General features: G+C 55.3%; 25 protein-coding genes and 1 rRNA gene. 22 read left to right on the top strand and 4 right to left on the bottom strand.

The window, feature by feature from the left end; translation table 11 throughout:
* Positions 1 to 244: 244 nt before the first annotated feature.
* Positions 245 to 511 (bottom strand): hypothetical protein, encoded by a 267-nt coding sequence (locus Q354_RS0109375; RefSeq protein ID WP_027857378.1) that lies wholly within the window; start codon positions 509 to 511, stop codon positions 245 to 247.
* A 554-nt stretch (positions 512 to 1,065) separates the two neighbouring features.
* On the opposite strand from Q354_RS0109375, the gene Q354_RS0109370 reads away from it, so the two are divergent.
* From Q354_RS0109370 to Q354_RS0109360, 3 genes are all read left to right on the top strand, one after another.
* Positions 1,066 to 2,787, top strand: coding sequence for an acetolactate synthase 3 large subunit (locus Q354_RS0109370; protein WP_027857377.1), 1,722 nt, complete (start codon positions 1,066 to 1,068; stop codon positions 2,785 to 2,787).
* Positions 2,788 to 2,789: 2 nt separating this feature from the next.
* Positions 2,790 to 3,284 carry an acetolactate synthase small subunit gene (gene ilvN, locus Q354_RS0109365; RefSeq protein WP_027857376.1) on the top strand — a complete coding sequence of 165 codons (495 nt, stop codon included), beginning with the start codon at positions 2,790 to 2,792 and terminating at the stop codon, positions 3,282 to 3,284.
* 151 nt (positions 3,285 to 3,435) lie between these two features.
* Complete coding sequence (locus Q354_RS0109360) at positions 3,436 to 3,756, top strand: heavy metal-binding domain-containing protein (RefSeq protein ID WP_027857375.1); 321 nt, start codon at positions 3,436 to 3,438, stop codon at positions 3,754 to 3,756.
* Positions 3,757 to 3,807: 51 nt separating this feature from the next.
* Here Q354_RS0109360 and Q354_RS0109355 read toward each other — a convergent pair whose 3' ends face one another.
* The gene (locus Q354_RS0109355; RefSeq protein WP_027857374.1) at positions 3,808 to 4,392 is read right to left on the bottom strand and encodes a DNA-3-methyladenine glycosylase I; all 585 of its coding nucleotides are present in this window, start codon (positions 4,390 to 4,392) and stop codon (positions 3,808 to 3,810) included.
* A 351-nt stretch (positions 4,393 to 4,743) separates the two neighbouring features.
* Here Q354_RS0109355 and Q354_RS0109350 point away from each other — a divergent pair, with 351 nt between their 5' ends.
* Positions 4,744 to 5,142: an acyl-CoA thioesterase gene (locus tag Q354_RS0109350; RefSeq protein WP_027857373.1), complete on the top strand. Its 399-nt coding sequence runs from the start codon at positions 4,744 to 4,746 to the stop codon at positions 5,140 to 5,142.
* Positions 5,143 to 5,164: 22 nt separating this feature from the next.
* Positions 5,165 to 6,025 (top strand): sterol desaturase family protein, encoded by an 861-nt coding sequence (locus tag Q354_RS0109345; RefSeq protein WP_027857372.1) that lies wholly within the window; start codon positions 5,165 to 5,167, stop codon positions 6,023 to 6,025.
* Here the strand turns inward: Q354_RS0109345 and ilvY are convergent.
* Positions 6,008 to 6,886, bottom strand: a complete 879-nt coding sequence (gene ilvY / locus Q354_RS0109340; RefSeq protein ID WP_027857371.1) for an HTH-type transcriptional activator IlvY — start codon at positions 6,884 to 6,886, stop codon at positions 6,008 to 6,010. The two genes, Q354_RS0109345 and ilvY, sit on opposite strands and share 18 nt — an antisense overlap.
* Before the next feature lie 312 nt (positions 6,887 to 7,198).
* Here ilvY and Q354_RS25220 point away from each other — a divergent pair, with 312 nt between their 5' ends.
* From Q354_RS25220 to Q354_RS0109285, 11 genes are all read left to right on the top strand, one after another.
* Positions 7,199 to 7,786 carry a protoglobin domain-containing protein gene (locus tag Q354_RS25220; protein WP_036229267.1) on the top strand — a complete coding sequence of 196 codons (588 nt, stop codon included), beginning with the start codon at positions 7,199 to 7,201 and terminating at the stop codon, positions 7,784 to 7,786.
* Between the two features lie 122 nt (positions 7,787 to 7,908).
* A complete protein-coding gene (locus Q354_RS27330; RefSeq protein ID WP_027857370.1) occupies positions 7,909 to 8,427 on the top strand; it encodes a hypothetical protein in 519 nt (172 codons plus the stop codon).
* Complete coding sequence (locus Q354_RS0109325) at positions 8,402 to 9,136, top strand: type 1 glutamine amidotransferase (RefSeq protein WP_027857369.1); 735 nt, start codon at positions 8,402 to 8,404, stop codon at positions 9,134 to 9,136. Before Q354_RS27330 ends, Q354_RS0109325 begins: the two co-directional genes overlap by 26 nt.
* Positions 9,137 to 9,204: 68 nt before the next feature.
* The gene (gene pssA / locus Q354_RS0109320) at positions 9,205 to 9,963 is read left to right on the top strand and encodes a CDP-diacylglycerol--serine O-phosphatidyltransferase (protein ID WP_027857368.1); all 759 of its coding nucleotides are present in this window, start codon (positions 9,205 to 9,207) and stop codon (positions 9,961 to 9,963) included.
* A 173-nt stretch (positions 9,964 to 10,136) separates the two neighbouring features.
* Positions 10,137 to 11,144: a protein-methionine-sulfoxide reductase catalytic subunit MsrP gene (msrP, locus tag Q354_RS0109315; RefSeq protein WP_027857367.1), complete on the top strand. Its 1,008-nt coding sequence runs from the start codon at positions 10,137 to 10,139 to the stop codon at positions 11,142 to 11,144.
* On the top strand, positions 11,144 to 11,767 hold the full coding sequence (locus Q354_RS0109310; RefSeq protein WP_036229264.1) for a protein-methionine-sulfoxide reductase heme-binding subunit MsrQ: 624 nt from the start codon (positions 11,144 to 11,146) through the stop codon (positions 11,765 to 11,767). Before msrP ends, Q354_RS0109310 begins: the two co-directional genes overlap by 1 nt.
* A gap of 61 nt (positions 11,768 to 11,828) precedes the next feature.
* Entirely contained in the window at positions 11,829 to 12,044 is a 216-nt protein-coding gene (locus tag Q354_RS0109305) for a DUF2970 domain-containing protein (protein ID WP_027857365.1), read from the top strand.
* Positions 12,045 to 12,451: 407 nt separating this feature from the next.
* Positions 12,452 to 13,564, top strand: coding sequence for a cytochrome c oxidase subunit II (gene coxB, locus Q354_RS0109300; RefSeq protein ID WP_051560018.1), 1,113 nt, complete (start codon positions 12,452 to 12,454; stop codon positions 13,562 to 13,564).
* 10 nt (positions 13,565 to 13,574) lie between these two features.
* On the top strand, positions 13,575 to 15,158 hold the full coding sequence (gene ctaD / locus Q354_RS0109295) for a cytochrome c oxidase subunit I (protein WP_051560043.1): 1,584 nt from the start codon (positions 13,575 to 13,577) through the stop codon (positions 15,156 to 15,158).
* 9 nt (positions 15,159 to 15,167) lie between these two features.
* A complete protein-coding gene (locus Q354_RS0109290; RefSeq protein WP_036229261.1) occupies positions 15,168 to 15,749 on the top strand; it encodes a cytochrome c oxidase assembly protein in 582 nt (193 codons plus the stop codon).
* Positions 15,746 to 16,627 (top strand): cytochrome c oxidase subunit 3, encoded by an 882-nt coding sequence (locus tag Q354_RS0109285; protein WP_027857361.1) that lies wholly within the window; start codon positions 15,746 to 15,748, stop codon positions 16,625 to 16,627. Before Q354_RS0109290 ends, Q354_RS0109285 begins: the two co-directional genes overlap by 4 nt.
* Positions 16,628 to 16,633: 6 nt before the next feature.
* Here Q354_RS0109285 and Q354_RS0109280 read toward each other — a convergent pair whose 3' ends face one another.
* Positions 16,634 to 16,843, bottom strand: coding sequence for a twin transmembrane helix small protein (locus Q354_RS0109280; RefSeq protein WP_027857360.1), 210 nt, complete (start codon positions 16,841 to 16,843; stop codon positions 16,634 to 16,636).
* A 26-nt stretch (positions 16,844 to 16,869) separates the two neighbouring features.
* On the opposite strand from Q354_RS0109280, the gene Q354_RS0109275 reads away from it, so the two are divergent.
* From Q354_RS0109275 to Q354_RS0109245, 6 genes are all read left to right on the top strand, one after another.
* The gene (locus Q354_RS0109275; RefSeq protein WP_027857359.1) at positions 16,870 to 17,583 is read left to right on the top strand and encodes an SURF1 family protein; all 714 of its coding nucleotides are present in this window, start codon (positions 16,870 to 16,872) and stop codon (positions 17,581 to 17,583) included.
* Positions 17,580 to 18,074 (top strand): hypothetical protein, encoded by a 495-nt coding sequence (locus Q354_RS0109270; protein WP_051560017.1) that lies wholly within the window; start codon positions 17,580 to 17,582, stop codon positions 18,072 to 18,074. Before Q354_RS0109275 ends, Q354_RS0109270 begins: the two co-directional genes overlap by 4 nt.
* A gap of 5 nt (positions 18,075 to 18,079) precedes the next feature.
* Positions 18,080 to 19,075, top strand: coding sequence for a COX15/CtaA family protein (locus Q354_RS25210; protein ID WP_051560016.1), 996 nt, complete (start codon positions 18,080 to 18,082; stop codon positions 19,073 to 19,075).
* Positions 19,068 to 19,967 carry a heme o synthase gene (cyoE, locus tag Q354_RS0109260; protein ID WP_036229258.1) on the top strand — a complete coding sequence of 300 codons (900 nt, stop codon included), beginning with the start codon at positions 19,068 to 19,070 and terminating at the stop codon, positions 19,965 to 19,967. Before Q354_RS25210 ends, cyoE begins: the two co-directional genes overlap by 8 nt.
* A 136-nt stretch (positions 19,968 to 20,103) precedes the next feature.
* On the top strand, positions 20,104 to 20,709 hold the full coding sequence (locus Q354_RS0109255) for a Yip1 family protein (RefSeq protein WP_027857356.1): 606 nt from the start codon (positions 20,104 to 20,106) through the stop codon (positions 20,707 to 20,709).
* A 500-nt stretch (positions 20,710 to 21,209) separates the two neighbouring features.
* A 16S ribosomal RNA gene (locus Q354_RS0109245) occupies positions 21,210 to 21,304 on the top strand; the annotation flags it as partial.

Genomic DNA, 21,304 nt, shown 5'->3' with positions numbered 1-21,304 from the left:
CATATACCAGATATGATGAACGAAAAAAATTACGAAACGATGAATCCCGGACGGCATCCTGTTCGTAACCGGTGGTGCAGGCCTTGCAGGCCAGAGTATCCAGACACGCCCGATTATCCGGGCTCAGGGGGCAAGGCTTCAGCAGCGAAGCCGGGGCGATGCAGCGCAGCGCAGGGGGCGCAGGGACAGGCTGAAAACAATAAAGGCCGCGGAGGCGGCCTTTATATCAAGCAGAGGGGAGCGGTTAGTACAGCGCCTGCTCGTCCTTTACTACATCTTTCAGTACCTGCAGGAACAGCTTGTCTGCATCACTGTGTTCCAGCGGGATCTTAACGTTGCTAACCGCGGACAGCGCTTCTGCAATGACTGCATCGGCATTGTCGTCATTGAGATGCGTACGGGCGATCTCCTTGGCTTTCTCACAAATCTCAGGCTCTACCAGAACCTTGCGGATGAACAGCATCAGTTCATTGATGACACGTTCTTTATTCTTAATCTCAGCGACGCTCATTTGATGATCTCCTGATCTTAAAGGCGGCTATCAGTCGTAATAAGCCTGCAGGGTAATGTCTTCAGTCATGCCTTTAGTGCGGCTTTAGTCACACTATAACTGTTCACGACCTGCGAAAAAACCACTGTGACGCCCTGCTGAAACTGGCGGTCACAACGTTTTAACTTTGCGGACAGGTTTTTCTTGAGGCGGCACTAAGACTTAAGGGTGGTAAAGCCGGGCAAATTCCGGCTATCGGTTGATCAATTTAAAACTGAATGCGAGAATGGTCAGCTCAAGATTTTTTGAGGCCTTTGAGCGTACAGGACACCCCTTAGCTCCGGCGAGACGACTTTCCTATAGTTAGCTCCCGAAGGCCTGTCGGCTGAGTAGATCCTCAGCACCGGCAAGCACCCGAATGTGAACCGCTTCTGTCTCTACCCCGGAATGGTTGAGAGTACTGCCATCGGAGCATCAACACCGCTCCTTTGGGTGGATCATGTTCAACGTTGCAGAAATAAAAACTGTTAATCATCGGCCCTGTGCCGGGCTGATGTCGTTAGAGGGTGAAAACAGTGGAATTACTTTCAGGCGCAGAAATGGTTGTTCGCGCTCTCCGTGATGAGGGTGTGAAATATATCTACGGCTATCCGGGCGGTGCTTTGCTGCACGTCTACGATGCGATCTTCCAGCAGGAAGAGGTAGAACATATTCTGGTGCGCCACGAGCAAGCTGCAACTCATATGGCGGATGCTTATGCGCGTGCTACCGGCAAGGCCGGTGTCGCGCTGGTGACATCCGGTCCGGGTGCGACAAACGCAGTTACGGGTATCGCAACTGCATATATGGACTCTATCCCAATGGTTGTTATCACCGGCCAGGTAATGTCTTACCTGATTGGTGAAGATGCATTCCAGGAAACCGACATGGTCGGTATTTCCCGCCCTATCGTGAAGCACAACTTCAGCGTTCAGAGTGCGGAAGAGATCCCGGAAACCATCAAGAAAGCGTTCCATATCGCGCAGACCGGCCGTCCGGGTCCGGTTGTTGTGGACATCCCTAAGGATTGCACCACGCCAACCGAGCGATATGAGTATGAATATCCGAAGAACGTCAAAATGCGTTCTTACAATCCGATTACCCGCGGTCACACCGGCCAGATTAAGAAAGCGGTTGATCTGCTGTTGAGCGCCAAGCGTCCGGTTCTCTATACCGGTGGCGGCGTTGTGCTGGGTGATGCCAGCGCGGAACTGATCGAACTGGCTCAGATGCTGAATGTTCCGGTGACCAACACCCTGATGGGGCTGGGTGGTTATCCGGGGACTGATCGTCAGTTTGTCGGCATGCTGGGTATGCATGGTAGTTACGAAGCCAACATGGTTATGCACCACAGTGATCTGATCATTGCGGTGGGTGCGCGCTTCGACGATCGTGTAACCAACGGCGTCGATAAGTTCTGTCCGACGGCCAAGATCGTTCACATCGATGTAGACCCGGCGTCCATCTCCAAGACAATCCGCGCTGACGTGCCGATTGTAGGTCCGGCCAAGTCGGTCCTGGGCGAGATGATCCAGCTGGTGAAAGCGTCCAAGAAGGCGCTGGATGCAGAAGCGATCAAGTCATGGTGGGAGCAGATCGAAGAGTGGCGCGGTCGTCACGGCGGTCGTTTCCGTACTGATGACTCCGAGCTGATGAAACCGCAGCAGGTTATCGAGATGCTGAGCAAGGTCACCAACGGTGACGCTTATGTCTGCTCTGACGTAGGTCAGCATCAGATGTTCGCCGCGCAGTACTACAAGTTCAACAAGCCAAACCGCTGGATCAACTCCGGTGGCCTCGGCACTATGGGCTTTGGTTTTCCTGCTGCTATGGGTGTGAAACTGAACTTCCCTGATGCCGATGTCGCTTGTGTGACCGGTGAGGGCAGTATCCAGATGAACATCCAGGAGCTGTCGACCTGCAGTCAGTACGATATGCCGGTTAAGATCATCTGTCTCAACAACCAGTCACTGGGCATGGTACGTCAGTGGCAGGATATGAACTATGAGTCCCGTCACAGCCAGTCTTACATGAAGTCCCTGCCGGACTTCGTCAAGCTGGTTGAGTCCTATGGCCATGTTGGCATGCGTGTCGACAAGTATTCCGATCTGGAAGCGGCTATGACCGAGGCCTTCGCCATGAAGGACCGACTGGTATTCATGGATATCGCGGTTGACCCGTTCGAGCATGTGTATCCGATGCAGGTGCCGCGTGGTTCTATGCGTGATATGTGGTTGAGCAAGACGGAGAGAACTTAAGGATGCGTCATATCATTTCAGTTCTGATGGAGAACGAGCCGGGCGCACTGTCCCGTGTCGTTGGCCTGTTCTCTCAGCGTAACTACAACATCGAAAGCCTGACCGTGGCTCCGACTGAAGATGAGACTCTGTCCCGTCTGACCGTGACCACGCTGGGTGATGACCGTGTGATCGAGCAGATCACCAAACAGCTCAATAAGCTGATCGACATCGTGAAGGTCGTAGACCTGACCGAAGGCGAGCACATTGAACGTGAGCTGATGATGATCAAGATGAAAGCCAACAACGGACAGGTTCGTGCGGAGATCAAGCGCACCGCAGATATCTTCCGTGGTCATATCATCGATATCACACCCAACACCTTCACGGTGCAGCTGGTGGGTTCCAGTGACAAACTGGATGCTTTCATCACTGCGCTGGGTACGGCCAATATTATGGAAGTGGTCCGTTCCGGTGTTTCCGGCATCGCCCGTGGCGAGAAAGTACTCAGCCTGTAAGGCAGCGCTAAGCTTTCAGCTGTAAGTGACAAGATAAGCCGTCCCGAGAGGGGCGGCTTTTTTGTGCGCGTGATTCAGGAGCCGGTGACTCATTGTCATCTTTTTTGGCGTAAGCTGAGTTCAGTCCGGCAACTGAATTAAGGAGAGGACGATGCTGAAGACAACAACTTCGACGGTAGATAACAAAGAAGTGGCGGAGTACCTGGATATCGTAGTGGGGGAGGCGATCCTCGGTGCTAATATCTTTAAGGATCTGTTTGGTGCAATCCGCGATATTGTCGGTGGCCGCGCCGGCGCCTATGAGGAGGAGATGGGCAAGGCCCGTCAGATCGCCTTCGAGGAGATGGAAGCCAAGGCCCGCGCCTTGGGTGCCGATGGAATTCTCGGTGTCGATATCGACTACGAGGTGATCGGCCCTAAAGGTGGCATGATGATGGTCAGCGTCAGCGGCACCGCCGTACGCTTTCGTTAAGTCCCGGCTTTTTCGTAGCGAGGGCAGCGGTGCGCAGCGTCAAAGCCTGCGTCAGCAACAAGCCTGATAACGCCAGCAGTCGGTGGTGTGGTCATTCACCAGTCCCGCCGCCTGCATATAGGCATAGATAATGGTGCTGCCGACAAAGCTCATGCCGCGCTTTTTCAGGTCCTTGGCCAGGGCGTCGCTTTCAGTGGTGGTGGCGGGTACCTGTGACATATCCTGCCAGCGGTTGATGATTGGCTGGCCGCCGACAAAGGGCCAGACATAAGCATCGAAGCTGCCGAATTCCTGCTGGATCTTAAGGAAAGCGATAGCATTCTTACGGGCACTGAATACCTTCAGCCGGTTGCGCACAATCGACGTATCCTGCAGCAGGGCTTCCAGCTCTGCGTCGCTCATCTGGGAAACCGCCACCGGATCGAAATCCTTAAAGGCGCGGCGGTAGCCGTCGCGTTTTTTCAGGATGGTCTCCCAGCTCAGTCCGGCCTGGGCACCTTCAAGGATCAACATCTCGAAGTGTTTCAGATCATCATGTACCGGTACGCCCCACTCCTCGTCGTGGTAGCGCTGATACTGCTCAAACTTATCTGTAGCCCAGCCACAGCGGACTGGTGTTTCCATGGTCTGGCTCATACTCTGATATTCCCTTGTCCGGGCAGTCTTGGTGTTGCAATGAGATTAAGGTAATCGGATTGCAACTGCCAGAGGGCGCGAACTGAGAACAGATAAATGGCAGCTGTACTCAGTCTCAGTGCAGACGAAATAATAAGCCGGATGTCCGGCGAACAGGCATTTATTGAAACGGCCTGATAACGAGGTGGCTGATTAGATTTCAGGCGGTACTGTTCGATCATGATGGCACTGTGGTGGATTCCAAGTCGACCCATCTGGCGTTATGGCACCGGGCGATATATGGCGGCCGCTGTGTTATAAAGGCCGCAACCCAGGCCCGTCAGGGCTGAGTCAATATTCCGGAGTGATGCTATGAGTGAAGTGTTTCGTCTGCAGTCTAAGGTGCGTGACTACGAACTGGATATGCAGGGTATCGTCAACAACGGCGTCTATTTCAACTATCTGGAGCACGCACGGCATGAGTATCTGCTGGCGAAAGGCGTCGATTTTGCTGCGCTGACGGCGCAGGGGATCCATCTGGTGGTGATCCGTTCGGAACTGGATTACAAAAACTCGCTCAAAAGTGGCGATGAGTTTGTGGTTCAGGTGGAGCTGGAGCGGATCAGTAAGGTGAAGTTTGGCTTCCGTCAGAAGGTGATTCGTGTCGCCGATGAAAAACTCTGTGTCGAAGGCCTGGTGATCGGAACTGCGCTGAATGAGCGTGGCCGGCCCTATATATCACCGGAAATAGAAGCCCTATTCAGCGCCTGAGCTGAAACCGAGCAGGTGAACGATGTCCTGGGACAGCTGGCTGTTACAACATGAAGTCCCCCTGAGACTGTCGGCATTCTTCGGCATCTTTATGCTGATGGCCGGGTGGGAGCTTCTCCGTCCCCGCAGGGTGTTACGGCTCGGTAAGCTGCTGCGCTGGGGAAACAATATTGCGCTGGTGTTCCTCAATTCAGCATTGTTGCGGCTGCTGTTTCCAACAGCAGCGATCGGTATGGCCCTCTGGGTTCAAGAGCAGCAATGGGGGCTGCTGAATCAGCTTGATCTGCCGTTGTGGCTCGGTGTCCCGCTCACCCTGCTGTTGCTGGATCTGCTGATCTACTGGCAACATCGGCTATTTCACCGGATCCCGTTGCTGTGGCGTCTGCACCGGGTGCATCATGCCGATCCGGATTATGATGTCACCACCGGGGCGCGCTTTCATCCGCTGGAAATTCTGCTCTCGATGCTGATCAAGTTTGCGGCCATCCTGTTGCTGGGGCCGCCGCTGGTGGCCGTGTTGCTGTTTGAGGTGATCCTCAACGCTATGGCGATGTTCAATCACGGCAATGTCGGCCTGCCCGAAACGCTGGATAAGTGGCTGCGTCGGGGGCTGGTAACGCCGGATATGCACCGGGTCCATCATTCGGTACGCAGCGATGAGATGCATTTTAACTTCGGCTTTAATCTCAGTATCTGGGACCGGCTGTTTAGCAGTTATGTGGCGCAACCGAATCAGGGGCACCAACAGATGCAGATCGGACTGCCGGAGCTGGATCAGCCAAAAGATGTCAGCTGGCTGCCGGGTATTCTGCTGCTACCGCTGAAACCGCTGTCGTCCGTCAGTCGCTATAAGGCATCTGAGCCTTCAGATCCGGCTCGATAGCTGCGACCAGAAGGCGCTGATCAGCGGACTTTTCAGCTTTTTCTCCAGGGCACAGATCCCCACATCGTAGGGTTTCAGTTCCGGTTCGACTTGCAGGATCCTGACCTTATTGGCCAGCGGGCTGTTCTCCAGTACGATCAGTGGCACGATGCCGACGCCGAATCCCAGACTGACCATGCTGACAATCGCCTCGTTGCCCGCCACCTGCGCATAGATCTTTGGCTTACAGTCCTGCTGCCGGAACCAGGCATTGGCGCGTCTTCGTGCCAGCCCTTCTTCCGACAGGATCATCGGTACCTGGCTCCAGTCAGTCGGGGCGGCCAGCAGTTCGGACAGGCTGTTATCTCCGGGGGCGATAAATACCAGTGGCGACAGCGCGATAGAACGGAATGCCATGCCAGCCGGCAGGGTATCGGGGCGGGCTGCGATGGCAATGTCCTCGTCGCCGGCCTGCACCTGATGGATCGCCTTATCCGGGTCGCCGGTATGCAGCTTGATTTCGATACGCGGATACTGACGCCGGAACTCGCTGAGGATCTCGTAGAGAAAGCTGTAGCTGGCGGTAACCGAGCAGTACATACTGACTTCGCCCTGCAGTTCGCGGGTCTCCTCCATCAGTTCATTTCGGATCGCATCCCACTGGTCCAGCGACTCCCGGGCATAGAGCTGAAACTTTTCGCCTTCTCTGGTCAGGTTAACACGCCGGTTGTCACGCTCGAACAGGGGCACCCCCAGGGACTCTTCCAGCTGCTTGATACTGCGGCTCAGGGCTGAAGCGCTGACATGGCAGATCTCGCTGGCCTTACCGAAATGCAGGGTGTCGGCCAGTATCAGGAACTGCTTCAGGGTGCGTGTATCCATGGAGGTCTCGTCGATGTAAGGGCTGGCCGCACGGGCGGTAATACGCCTGGGAAGCAGGCGCTATCATTCAGTATTGCAGTAATCGGGTTATTTTAGGGCGGGTATAGCGTCTGTCGCAATGAATAGCTGTCACGGCTTATCTGTAGGGCGCTGTCGGTCAGTCATCGTCCTGATATCGTTTCTGCAAGGGCAATGCTTTCACTAAAGTCTCTTTTCCTGCCGGTCGCGGAGTGCGAGAATTGCGCGCTTTCTTTGTTGTTACCTTTAGATTGCCAAATTATTGCAGTCTGCTGATAGTTAGGATGGATCCTGATGCAAAATATTGATTTCTCAGAACTTTGCCTTCACGGCAAAGCTTACTCCGGACTCACCGCTGAAGATGAAGCTCTGCTGCTGGTTGAAGGCCCACGGCTGATACCTCACCTGCAGGCCGTGACTGACCAGTTCTACCATGACCTGCAACAGATCCCAGCGGCGGCACCCTTTCTGGAAGGGCGGCTGGATGCCCTGAAAACCACCCACAAAGCCTGGCTGGAAAAGGTTGTCACCGGCCCTTACGATGCAGAGTTTGCCGCCCATATGCATAAAGTGGGCGATGTACATGTGAAGGTAAAGTTACCGGTTGAATTTATGGCCAGCGGTATTGGCTTTATCAACCGTCACCTGATCCCGATACTGGCGGAACTCTATGCCGGTGACACTGCTAAACTGGCCCGGATGATCAGGGCCGTCAGTGCGGCGACCGGTTTCTGTCTGATCATCATGCAGGAGTCCTATCAGTCCTCCCTGCTGGCAGAAGAGCTGGATCACTTCCTGGCGATCTCCGGCATCAGCCGGACCCTGTTCAATAACCTGGCTGCCGCCTACAAAGGGGTGCGTCCCGTCGCCAAGACAGCCTGATTGGTTGCATTGCAACTAAGAGGGTTATTCAGGAAACGGGTCGGCAACTGTGTTGGCCCGCTTTTTAATTTCCGGGCATAAATTCTTGATGACCACTTCATAGGAGCAGTGAGGTCGGTGATGTGGTTTTCTGGGATGGCGGCTTCAGTGTGCCCCCTGCGTTGTTTCCGTTGGTATTTGATAATGACAGTGCCGATCTGTTGCTGGTGATGCTGCAGCCACTGCAGCGCGATCGGGTGCCACGCAGCGCCCGTACCATCAATAACCGTATTGCCGAGATCGGCTTTCAGGCACCGTTATTGCGTGAGCTGGCATCGCTGGCCGCGCAACAGCAGCGTGCAGCCAGCCGCTGGACCAGCTTTGGTGCCGAAGACCGGGCACTGCGCCTGCTACGCTTTCATCTGTTGGAGAGTGACGCTTTTATCGCCAGTCAGGAGCGGGAGAGCAAGTACGATACCCGGCTGGCGTTTTTGCAGCCGTTGCGGGAGCGGCGCTGGGCCGCCACAGCAGCGGTGATCTGGCGCGGCGGTTTCTCACCCGGTCTGATTTTGAGTCAGGTCATGGGGGCCTGGCGGTGCAGGGTATATAACAGGGGAACGCTGAATGGGAGGGGTTATGGCGAAGAAACCGCAGGATCTTAAGTTATTGCTGGTGCAGATTCGGGATGAACAACAGGTGCGACGGGAGGAGCATCTCAGCTTTGCCCGCTACGCCGGGCTGGCGCCGCATCAGATCGATATTCTCAACCTGTTTGATGAACCCCTGTTTGAGCTGCAAAGAGCCGACCCCTATGATGCTGTACTGATTGGTGGTGCCAGCGAGGCCAATGTACTGGAGCCGCAGCGTTATACCTTTGTGCAGCAGGCGCAGGCGCTGATCCGGTATTGCGCCGGGCGCAGTCAGCCGGTGTTTGCATCCTGTTTTGGTTTTCAGCTGGCGGTGCTGGCGCTGGGGGGGGAGATCCTGCATAAGGATCAGGGATTTGAAATGGGCACTTTACCGATCTCTCTCACCAGGGCGGCGAAGGATGATCCGTTGTTTTGTGATATTCCCGATGGTTTTCCTGCTGTTTCGGTGCATCGCCAGTATACGCTTGAATTGCCGCCGGGGTGTGAACTGCTGGCCTATACCGATCAGTGCCTGCATGCGTTCCGGCTCAGGGATAAGCCGTTCTGGGCGTTTCAGTTTCACCCTGAGGTGGACTACCAGATTCTGATTGAACGCCTGACTTTCTTCCGGCAGAAGTATACCGAAGGAGATTCAGAGCTGGATCGGGTACTGCAACAAGCGGTGGAAACCCCCGATTCCAACGCTTTAGTGACCCGTTTTGTCGAACGGGTGCTGCTTTAATTAGCGTCTGTCGCGCGGGCACAGTAGAATGAGCCGGATTTTTGTACAGCAAAGGTATGAAGTGACGCATGACTGAACATCAGGAAAATGGACAGCAGCCGAATAGCAGTGAGACACCGAAGCCGCGCAGCCGTGGTATTTACCTGCTGCCGAACCTGTTCACCACAGGGGCTTTGTTCTCCGGTTTCTATGCTGTAATTGCCAGTATGAACGGCCAGTTTGAGAACGCAGCGATCGCAGTTTTCGTGGCGATGGTTCTGGATGGGCTGGATGGCCGGGTGGCGCGTCTGACCAATACCTCAAGTGCCTTCGGGGCCGAGTATGACTCGCTGTCCGATATGGTTTCTTTCGGTGTGGCTCCGGCGCTGGTGGCCTATAACTGGGTACTGGCCGATGTCGGTAAGCTGGGGTTCTTCGCAGCCTTTCTGTATGTGGCGGGTGCGGCACTGCGTCTGGCTCGCTTTAATACCCAGATCGGCTCGGTGGATAAGCGTTACTTTATCGGCCTGCCAAGTCCGGCAGCGGCTGCCGCGGTAGCGGGTATGGTCTGGGCCGGTGTGGAATACGGTGTCGATGGCAGCCAGTTCGCCTACATTATCGCAGTGTTCGTCGCGCTCACCGGGGTGGCGATGGTGTGCAATATTCTCTACTACAGCTTCAAGGATGTGGACCTGAAGGGCAAAGTGCCATTCCTGATCCTGGCCGGTATTGTCCTGGGGCTGGCGGTGATCTCTATCAATCCGCCACTGTTCCTCTGGTTGCTGTTCCTTGGCTATGCGGTCTCCGGCCCGGTGGTCTGGGCGCTGCGCAAGCTGAAACGCACCTGATCGGGGGCGATCTGAAAAAACCGGCGCAGGCCGGTTTTTTTTCGCCTGTTATCCGGCAAAGCTCGCCGTTTTTCCTCTGTTGGGAATTTTTTCCGGCTTTACAGTCTAATCGGTAACGATAAATTACGCTCGCAGCCAGAAGACTTCAGACTGTCAACGGATTGGAACGCCCTATGCTGATTAAGAAAGCCGATAAGATAAAACCTTCCGAGATCACCAGTGAATCGGTGTATCTCAACCGCCGCCGCTTTATGCAGGGCCTGGCCGGTACTGCTGCACTGATCGCTGCGGGTAGCGCCCGGGCGATTCCTGAGTATGATCTGGACAGCGACCTGCCGCGCTATCCCGGCCCGGACTGGCTGCAGGGACTTTTGCGAGCCAGTGAGCCTAATGCGGCGTTCTCCAGTCAGGAAGACCTGGCGCCTTACCATTCGGTGATCAGCCACAACAATTTTTATGAGTTTGGTACCGGCAAGAAAGACCCGGCGAAGAATGCCCAGAACTTTAATACCGATCCCTGGAAGGTAGAGATCAGTGGTGAGGTTGATAAGCCGGGGGTCTATAACCTGGAAGATATAGTGAAGCCACACCGGCTGGAGGAACGGATCTACCGCTTACGCTGTGTCGAGGCCTGGTCGATGGTGATCCCCTGGATTGGTCTGCCGCTGTCGCAGCTGCTGAAGCAGGTCGGGCCGAACTCGAAGGCAAAATATGTCGAATTCACTACCCTGCAGGATCCGCAGCGGATGCCGGGGCAGCGCTCGCTGTTCAGCTCTCTGGACTGGCCCTACGTGGAAGCCTTGCGCATCGACGAGGCGATGAACCCGCTGACCCTGCTGGCCGTGGGTGTGTATGGCAATGCGCTGCCGCCTCAGAATGGCGCACCGCTGCGGCTGGTGGTGCCGTGGAAGTACGGCTTCAAGAGTATCAAGTCGATCGTCCGTATCCGTTTGCTGGAAGAGATGCCGAAGGTCACCTGGAACGAGACAGCACCGCGTGAATACGGCTTTTATGCCAATGTAAATCCAGCGGTGAATCATCCGCGCTGGAGCCAGGCAACCGAGCGCCGGCTACCATCTTCGCTGTTTAATCCCAATGTGATCGATACCCGGATGTTTAACGGCTATGCCGACGAAGTAGCGCATCTCTATGCCGGTATGGATCTGAAGAAGTGGTTCTGATGCAAAGTAAGATGCTTCGTCTGCTGCAGTGGTGGTTTATGTTTCTGGCGGCATTGCTGCCACTGGGTTGGATCAGTTACAACGCCTGGATCTTCAATCTGGGTGCAGACCCGGCGAAAACCATTGTCGACTTTCTCGGCCAGTGGGCGCTGCATTTTCTCTGGATCAGCCTGGCGCTTACCCCGCTAAAACACCTGCTCGGCTGGAGCGGACTGCTGCGCTATCGCCGCATGCTGGGGCTTTATGCCCTGTTCTATGCCTGTCTGCACCTGTTGAGTTTTGCAACCTTCATCGTTGGCTGGCGCTGGGATCTGTTGCTGCAGGCATTTACCGAGCGGCCCTATATCTTCGTCGGTGCCACGGCGTTGTTGCTGATGATCCCCCTGGGTATTACCTCAACCAAGGGCTGGCAGCGCCGGCTGAAAAAACGCTGGGGCCAGTTGCACAGCCTGGTCTATCTGATCAGTCTGCTGGTGATGGTGCACCTTATCTGGCTGATCCGTGCCAGCTATTTTGATGCGGTACTTTATGGCGCCATACTGGCCTGGATGCTGGGTTATCGGCTATACCTTAAGAGACGGCAGTTACAGCGTCGCAGGGGGACAGCCGCCGCAGGCAGCTGAATGACTACCCGATTGCGACGCTGATACTGAATCCAGAGACCAGACAGGTCGGGAGGATAGGATGGCTTCGCCAAAGAAAAAGCCGGGACTCTGGCAGATGATTCAGAGTGTGCTGGCGGCAATGTTTGGAGTTCAGTCAGAGCACAACTGGCACCGGGACTTCGAAAGTAACGAGCATGCCTGGCACTACATGTTGCTGGGTGCCGGAGCAACCGCGCTATTTATTCTCGGCGTGGTGCTGTTGGCACGGCTGGCGCTCTCAATCGCTGGTGTATAGCCCACACTTCAACCGCTTTTCCCGCCACCGTTATGGCTTCGGCCATAGCGGGCTTTGTGCTGCCTTTAAAACGTATTTATATCGTTATCTGTTTGTTTTATAAGTACTTTAAGCTTGTTTCATGCCTGCCGGTAAGCGTCCGCAATATCGGTTAAAATTCCGACTAATCTCCACTTGTGTTTTTTAGACGGCTGCTATACTTCGTTATAACCAAGTGGACTGGTAGAGATGGATGGGACGGAACTCAGGTGATAAAAGCCTGTTCGAGAGCCTGCCACTACCGAGGTTGCCGCATAAAAATAATCTTCAGATTATGCAGCCACCGCTGACGCTAAGCAGTTAACAGCGCCGTACGATAGTGACGACTTCGACAGGCTTTTTCGCGTTTATGCGATGGAGGCCTGGAGATGAGAGCGATCATACACAGCTTGCTGCTGGCAAGCTGGCTATTTCCTTGTGCAGCTTTTGCTGATTGGGGTCTGAACATGCCGCCCGGTGTGACAGAGATCAGTCAGGCTGTGTTTGATCTGCACATGACCATATTCTGGATCTGTGTAGCTATCGGTGTTTTGGTCTTTAGCATCATGCTTTGGTCCATTATCCACCACCGAAAATCCCGCGGCGCCAAGGCGCACAATTTCCATGAAAATACCCTGGTTGAAATCCTCTGGACGGTTATCCCTTTCTTTATTCTGGTAGGGATGGCGGTGCCGGCCACGGCGACGCTGGTGAAAATGTACAGTACCAGCGATGCGGATATCGATATCAAAGTCACCGGCTATCAGTGGAAGTGGCGCTACGAGTATCTCGGCGAGGATCTGGATTTCTTTTCCAGTCTTTCGACCCCGCGCGAACAGATCAATAACAGCGAAGAAAAAAGCGAAAACTACCTGTTGGAGGTGGATAACCCGCTGGTGATCCCGGTCGGTAAGAAGGTGCGCTTCCTGTTTACCGCGAATGATGTCATTCACAGCTGGTGGGTGCCTGCCTTCGCCGTTAAGAAAGATGCCATCCCCGGCTTTATCAACGAATCCTGGACGGTGGTAAACGAGCCCGGTATCTACCGCGGCCAGTGCGCTGAGCTGTGCGGTAAGGATCACGGCTTTATGCCGATCGTGGTGGAAGTCAAAGCCGAAGCGGATTACCAGCAGTGGCTGGCCGACGCCAAGGCGGCGAAACAGACTGCCAGCGATGCGGCGACCCAGGACTGGAGCATGGAGCAGCTGATGGCGAAAGGGGAGCAGGTCTATAACACGGCCTGTGCCGTCTGCCATCAGGCTAACGGTGAAGGCCTGCCGGGCGTCTTTCCCGGCCTGAAGGGCAGTGCTATTGCCCTGGGTGATCCGGCAGCCCATATCGATGTTGTCGTCAATGGTAAGGCCGGTACGGCAATGCAGGCGTTCCGTGACCAGCTCAGTGCGGTGGAGTTGGCGGCGGTGATCACTTATGAGCGAAACGCCTGGGGCAACAATGTCGGTGACATGGTGACGCCGGCACAGATCGCGGCAGAGAAACAGTAGGAGGCGGATGATGACTACCCTGAAACACTCCGTGGAAGCAGAGCATCATCACGGCCCGGCCAAAGGTCTGTCGCGCTGGTTCTACACGACCAACCATAAGGACATCGGCTCGATGTACCTCTGGTTCAGCTTCGCTATGTTCCTCACCGGGGGCTGTATGGCGCTGATGATCAGGGCCGAGCTGTTCCAGCCCGGCCTGCAGCTGATCCAGCCGGACTTCTTCAACCAGATGACCACCATGCACGGCCTGATTATGGTCTTCGGCGCGGTGATGCCGGCCTTTGTCGGTCTGGCTAACTGGATGATCCCGATGATGATCGGGGCGCCGGATATGGCGCTGCCGAGGATGAATAACTGGAGCTTCTGGATCCTGCCGTTCGCATTCGCAATGATGCTATCCACCCTGTTTATGGCGGGTGGCGCGCCGAACTTCGGCTGGACCTTTTACGCGCCCCTCTCGACCACCTACGCGCCGCCCAGTGTGACCTTCTTTATCTTTGCTGTGCATATGATGGGGATCAGCTCGATCATGGGGGCGATCAATATTATCGCCACCATCCTCAACCTGCGGGCACCGGGGATGACCATGATGAAGCTGCCGCTGTTCGTCTGGACCTGGCTGATTACCGCCTTTCTGCTGATCGCCGTGATGCCGGTGCTGGCCGGGGTAGTGACCATGATGCTGATGGATATCCATTTCGGCACCAGTTTCTTCAATGCCGCCGGTGGCGGTGATCCGGTGCTGTTCCAGCATGTGTTCTGGTTCTTCGGTCATCCGGAGGTGTACATCATGATCCTGCCGGCATTCGGTATTGTCAGTGAGATCATCCCCACCTTTGCCCGTAAGCGCCTGTTTGGCTACGCCTCGATGGTCTACGCTACCGCTTCGATCGCTTTCCTCTCCTTTATTGTCTGGGCCCATCATATGTTTACCGTGGGGATGCCGCTGGTGGGGGAGGTGTTCTTTATGTTCTCCACCATGCTGATCGCTGTCCCGACCGGGGTGAAGGTGTTCAACTGGGTGGCGACTATGTTCCGCGGTTCCATGACCTTCGAGACGCCGATGCTGTTCGCCCTGGCCTTCGTGGTGTTATTCACCATCGGTGGGTTTTCCGGCCTGATGCTGGCGATCGCTCCGGCGGACTTCCAGTATCACGATACTTACTTTGTGGTGGCGCATTTCCACTATGTGCTGGTGCCGGGAGCAGTGTTCTCCATTATGGCGGGAGCCTACTACTGGCTGCCGAAGTGGACCGGCAATATGTACAGCGAGGCGTTGGGCAAGTGGCATTTCTGGCTCAGTTTCGTCGGCGTCAATATCACCTTCTTCCCGATGCACTTTATCGGCCTGGCCGGTATGCCTCGCCGTATCCCTGACTATGCGCTGCAGTTTGCCGACTTCAATGCGATCGCCTCGGTCGGGGCCTTCATCTTTGGCTTCTCCCAGCTGCTGTTCCTCTACATCGTTATCCGCTGTATCCGAGGCGGTGATAAGGCAACGGATGAGGTGTGGGAAGATCCGGAAGGGCTGGAGTGGACCGTGGCTTCCCCGGCGCCCTATCACACCTTTTCTGAACCACCGCTGGTGAAGTAGGAGGCGACAATGGATGAGCTTTCCCGGCGTCATCTGAAGGTGGCGCGTAAATTAGCCTGGGGCTGCGTACTGATGTTTGGTTTCGGTTTTGCGCTGGTGCCGTTGTATGACGTCTTCTGTCAGGTGACAGGTCTCAATGGCAAGGTTACCGGGCGTGGCGATGTCTCTATTCAGGGCGTCGATCACAGCCGCACGGTACGGGTGCAGCTGACCGCCAGTAACAATGAGGGTATGCCCTGGCGTTTCCGGCCCAAGCAGCCGCAGCTGACGGTGTTCCCCGGTGAGACCCGTCAGACCGCCTATCTGGCGTTCAACCCGACTGCGCGGGATATGGTCGGGCAGGCGGTGCCGTCGGTGAGTCCGTCGGAAGCAGCGGAGTACCTGCATAAGGTGAACTGTTTCTGCTTTGACCAGCAGCCGTTGGCCCAGCAGGAGCAGAAAGAGATGCCACTGTTGTTTGTGATCGACCCGGCGCTGCCGAAACATATCACCACCATCACGCTCTCTTACACCATGTTCGATATCACCCCGCAGCAAACGGATAAGGTTTCGCTGCAGAACCCAGACGCTTCGCGGAGGTACACCCTATGAGCAGTGAAGCCTACTACGTTCCGAGTCAGAGTCGCTGGCCCATCCTGGCCTCGATCGCCCTGTTCCTGCTGGCCTATGGAGCCGGCAGCATGATCAATGGACTGAGTAGTGAGGAGTCAGGCTCGGGTGGGATGATCCTGCTGGCGGGCGCGGTGCTGATGGCGCTGATCCTGATCGGCTGGTTTGGCAACGTGATCAACGAAAGCATGTCCGGACTCTATAGCGAGCAGATGGACCGATCTTTCCGCTGGGGGATGAGCTGGTTCATCTTCTCGGAAGTGATGTTCTTTGCCGCTTTCTTCGGCACCTTGTTTTACGTCCGCACCCTGGCGGTGCCCTGGCTCGGCGGCGAGGGTGAAAAGGGTGTCTCCAATATGCTGTGGGAGGGATTCCAGGCCCAGTGGCCGCTGATGACCACCCCGGATATGGAACAGTTTCCCGGTCCGCAACAGGTAATCGATCCCTGGCACCTGCCGCTGCTGAATACCGTTTTATTGGTTGCTTCGAGCTTTACCGTCACCGTGGCACATAAGGCACTGAAGAATAACAGTCGTAACAACATCGTGTTGTGGCTGGCCGTCACCGTCATGCTCGCCGGTGCCTTCCTGTTCTTCCAGGCGGCGGAGTATATCGAAGCCTATGAGGAACTGGGGCTGACTCTGCATGCCGGTATCTATGGTGCGACATTCTTTGTTCTGACCGGTTTCCATGGCCTGCATGTGACGCTGGGGACCTTTATGTTGCTGGTGATCTGGTTGCGGGTATTGCGTGGACACTTTGAGCCGGAGAACCATTTTGGTTTCGAGGCGGTGGCTTGGTACTGGCACTTTGTCGATGTGGTCTGGATCGGCTTGTTCCTGTTTGTCTACATCCTGTAACCGAAATTAGAACGCGCCTATTGGGTGCAGGCTGATTTCGCCGCTATAGAGACCAAAGGCGATGACAACCAGCAACAGGGCGCAGAAGAAAACACGCAAGAACAGGGAGTTAACGGTGCGATGGCTTTGACTACCGTCGCGCATCAGGAAGACCAGCCCGGAAAAGAGGCTGATTACAGCGGCAAGGAAGAGTAAGACCAGAAGCAGTTTAAACATCGGGAGTACCTGCAGAGGTGGACCTCTTGAGTAAAGATCAGGCAAAGCAGCGCTTCAAGTATTTGCTGCTGATACTGGCGATCACTGGTTTGCCGGGGCTGACCTGGCTCGGATTCTGGCAGCTGGAGCGGGCCGAGGAGAAACGCGAGATTCTGGCGCAGTGGCACCGTACCGATCTGCCGCAGCGAAGCCTGAATGACAGTGAGCTGCATCAGTTTGATCTGATCAGTCATCGTGGCCAGTTTGATAACGAACGCTGGATCTTTGTGGATAACCGTACCCGAGACGGCAAGCCGGGGTACGAGCTGGTGGGGCTGTTCTATGCCGAAGGGATCACGCAGCCGGTATTGGTCAATATGGGTTGGCTGCCGGCTCCGCTGAGTCGGGATCAGCTGCCGTCGATGATCATGCCGGTGGGCGAGCTGACACTGAGTGGGCGGCTGGTGCAGCCCGCCAGGGTGTTTCAGCTACAACCTCAGGAATGGAACCGTCGTTGGCCCGCGCGGGTGCAGAACATAGAGCCGCATATTATCGGACAGTTACTGGACGGTAGCGCATATCCCTGGTTGGTGCGAGCCGATCAGGTACTGGTTCCCGGGTTGGATATCCGCTGGCAACCCGCAGTGATGTCTCCGGAGAAGCATCAGGGCTACGCCCTGCAGTGGTTCATGCTGGCATTGGCACTGGCCGCATTGCTGCTCTACAGCTGGCAGCAGCTCAGACAGGAGGAAGGCGAATGAAACGGTCATCAACAACTTTCTGGCTTATCTGGGCCATTGGCTTTGTGCCCATGTTTATTGCCATGCTGATGTACTTCGGCCAGTTGGCTCTGCCGGAGAAAAGCTCTGAACGTGGTTTGTTGCTGGCACCGGGGCAGGCGCTGGATAAGTGGCAGCTCACTGATGCACAAGGTGAGAGTTTTCAGTTCCGTGGTCAGTGGCGGGTGTTGCTGACGGTTAGCGGTGATTGTCCGAGCCAATGCCAGCAGTGGCAGCAGACGCTCGGCAATGTGCGGCAGGCACTGGGTAAAGACCGGGACCGGATTCAGTGGCACCGGGTTGATCACGCCACGGCGTCCGATCTCAGTTCTCCGGCGCTGCCGGCGATAGGTAACGGCGTCTGGCTGGCTGATCCGTTAGGGAATCTGGTGATGCGTTATGACTGGAGCCAGCCCCCACAGGATCTGTTTAAGGATCTGAAGCGGCTGTTGAAAGTATCGCGTATAGGGTAGGCATTATGAAAAGAATCAGGCTGTTAGCCGGTTGCGCAATCGCCTTGGCACTGGTGGTGGTCTTGCTCGGGGGCTGGACCCGTCTCAATGATGCCGGACTGGGCTGCCCGGACTGGCCGGGCTGCTACGGTACGATGATATTGCCGAGTGATCCGCAGCAATTGCAGCTGGCGCAGCAAGCCTATCCGGAAGTGCCGCTGGTTCCGGAAAAAGGCTGGCTGGAGATGATCCATCGCTATGCCGCTGCTTCATTAGGATTGGTCATTCTGGTGTTGGCGCTGGTGGCTCTGAAGAGGAGGGGAGAGCAGGGGTATCCGCTGAAGCTCTCTCTCGGGCTGTTGCTACTGGTAATCGTGCAGGGAATGTTCGGCATGTGGACCGTCACTATGAAGCTGTTGCCGCAGGTCGTTACGCTGCACCTGCTGGGCGGGCTGACTACGTTGGCGCTGCTGATCCGCCTGCGGCAGCGCTTAGCTACCGGCAGCGATCAGGGGGGCCGGTCCGGGCTGCGGCAAGCGGTACAAGTTGGTTTCCTGCTGCTATTCATACAGTTTGCCCTGGGCGGCTGGACCAGTTCCAACTATGCCGGCTGGGCTTGCAGCCACTGGCTACAGTGTGAGGCGGAGGAGGTTGTCAGACCTGACTTTGCCGCCGGATTCAGTCTGCCGGAGTTGGGGGAGCACAGCTTTGAAGGCGGCTTGTTGCCGCGAGAGGCGAGAGCGGCTATTCAGATCGTGCACCGGCTGGCGGCGGTGGTTGTTGTGATCTACCTGCTGGGGATCGCGCTGACGGCTTTGTATAAAGGGTTGGCCCGGGGGCCGGCACTGGTGCTGATTGCATTGGTGCTGCTGCAGTCTTTACTCGGGATCGCCAATGTTATCTACGCGCTGCCACTGCATCTGGCGGTCGCGCATCACGGTGGTGCAGTACTGCTGTTGATCAGCCTGCTCTGGTTGTATCAGCGTATAAGCCGCCATCAGGGAGGGGAGATCCATGCGTAGTGTTCAACATATAGAGACTACAGCGTCGGTCGTGGTTGGCTGGCGTGATTATCTAGAGCTGTGCAAACCGAAGGTCGTGTTGGTGATGTTACTGACCGCTGTGGTGGGGATGTGTCTGGCAACACCGGCCTTTCCCGAATGGCAGCCGTTACTGTTTGGCACCCTGGGCATTGGATTGGCCGCGGGCTCTGCTGCGGCGGTCAATCATGTTATGGATCGTAAGATCGATGAACGTATGGCGCGTACCCACCGCCGCCCATTGCCGCAGGGCAAACTAAGTCCGCTACAGGCACTGTTCTTTGCCCTGTTGATCGGTACGGCGGGTATTTCGATGCTGGTGCTATTGGTCAACCCGCTGACGGCCTGGCTGACGCTGGCCTCCCTGATCGGCTACGCACTTGTATATACCGTTTGGCTAAAGCGGGCAACGCCGCAGAATATTGTGATTGGAGGAGTTGCAGGCGCTGCGCCACCACTACTGGGTTGGACGGCAGTCAGTGGCAGCTTCGATCCTAACGGCCTGCTGTTGGTGCTGATCATCTTCGCCTGGACGCCGCCGCACTTCTGGGCACTCTGTATTGCCCGTAAGGATGACTATGCCCGGGCAGGTATTCCGATGCTTCCGGTCACTCATGGCGAAAGCTTTACCCGGCTACAGATCCTGCTTTACAGCCTGTTATTGATAGTTACCACCGCCTTGCCCTACCTGACCGGCATGAGTGGTCTAATCTATCTACTGGCGGTAAGCGTAATAAACCTGAGATTTATGCAGTGGGCATGGCGTCTGTTTCGCCGCCGCAGAGCGGAAGAGCCGATGCAGATGTTTCGCTATAGCATCAGTTACATCATGTGGTTGTTCGCAATCTTGCTGATAGACCATTACATACTGTAACGGCTCAGGGATAAATATCGGAATTTAGTACTCTAAGACTCCTGAAAGGACGGTGACGGAGAAACAAACCGACGATGATTAACCACTCAGACTAGGCGGCTCTTCGGAAAGGTGCTGCCTGAAGGGGGATAACGACATGTTTTTACAGCATATGATGGGCATCCTTTACCACCCAAAAAGTGAATGGAGCCTGATTCGTAAAGAGCATTACTCTACCCTGCATATCTTTTTGCAGCAGATCAGCATACTTGCGGCGATACCGGCGGTATCGATGTTTATTGGCACGACCCAGATCGGCTGGAGCATCGCCGGTTCGGAGTTTGTGAAACTTAACGTAGCCAGTGCAATCCCCGCTGCCATCGCGTTCTATTTTGCGATGTGGGTAGCCGTGGCCTTTATTGCCTATGCCATTCACTGGATGGAGCGGACCTACGGCGGTAATGTCAGTTTTGAAGAGTGTCTGGTACTGACAACGTTTACAGCAACGCCGCTGTTCCTGTCGGGCTTGGCCGGGCTCTATCCGATGCTGTGGTTTAATGTCATCGTTGGCCTGATCGCTCTGTGCTATACCGTGTATCTGCTCTATGTCGGCGTGCCGGTGATTATGCAGATACCGGAAGACCGTGCGTTCTTCTTCTCATCTTCAATCCTCACCGTCGGTCTCTGTGTGCTGGTGGGTATCATTGCTACCACGGTCATTCTCTGGGGTACATTCATTCCGCTCAGCTATGTTTCAGGCTGAATTAGAATAAGTACGCTAAAGGCGCCTGATGGCGCCTTTAATTTTGTCTAGACTGTAGTCGCAGGGCAGATGACAAATTAATTTCAGTTTTTTGAAATAAGCCATTGACACTCGCTGCAGGATCTATAGAATACGCCTCCACATTGAGACGCGGGGTCGCAAACGGCGCCGGACAACGTCACAGGACAGTCTTCTAACTTGTTGAAAGAAAAGCGATTTTCAATCAGGGTTCAGGAGGCGGGGAGAAAAGCCAGCGCTGACAAGCTTGAAAAACTTCTCAGAATAACGCTTGACTCTCCCGGTGAGAACGCTAGAATATGCGCCTCACTTGAGCTGAACGGCTCAACGCTCTTTAATAAATTGATCAGATAATTCGTGTGGGCGCTTGTCCGGATGAAGCACAAAAGCTTTATCAAGATAAGCTAACCTAAGTGAATTCATTTAGTGTTTAACAGTCTTGAGACAAATTTAGACACTCTTTATTGAGTGTCGACCTTCTTAAATTGAAGAGTTTGATCATGGCTCAGATTGAACGCTGGCGGTAGGCTTAACACATGCAAGTCGAGCGGTAACAGAGATAGCTTGCTATCTGCTG

Origin of the sequence: Marinobacterium jannaschii DSM 6295 (genome assembly GCF_000620085.1) — a bacterium.
Taxonomy (GTDB): Bacteria; Pseudomonadota; Gammaproteobacteria; order Pseudomonadales; family Balneatricaceae; genus Pontibacterium; species Pontibacterium jannaschii.
The sequence above is the reverse complement of the archived record's forward strand: the minus strand, read 5'-3'. Positions and strand labels throughout refer to the sequence as shown.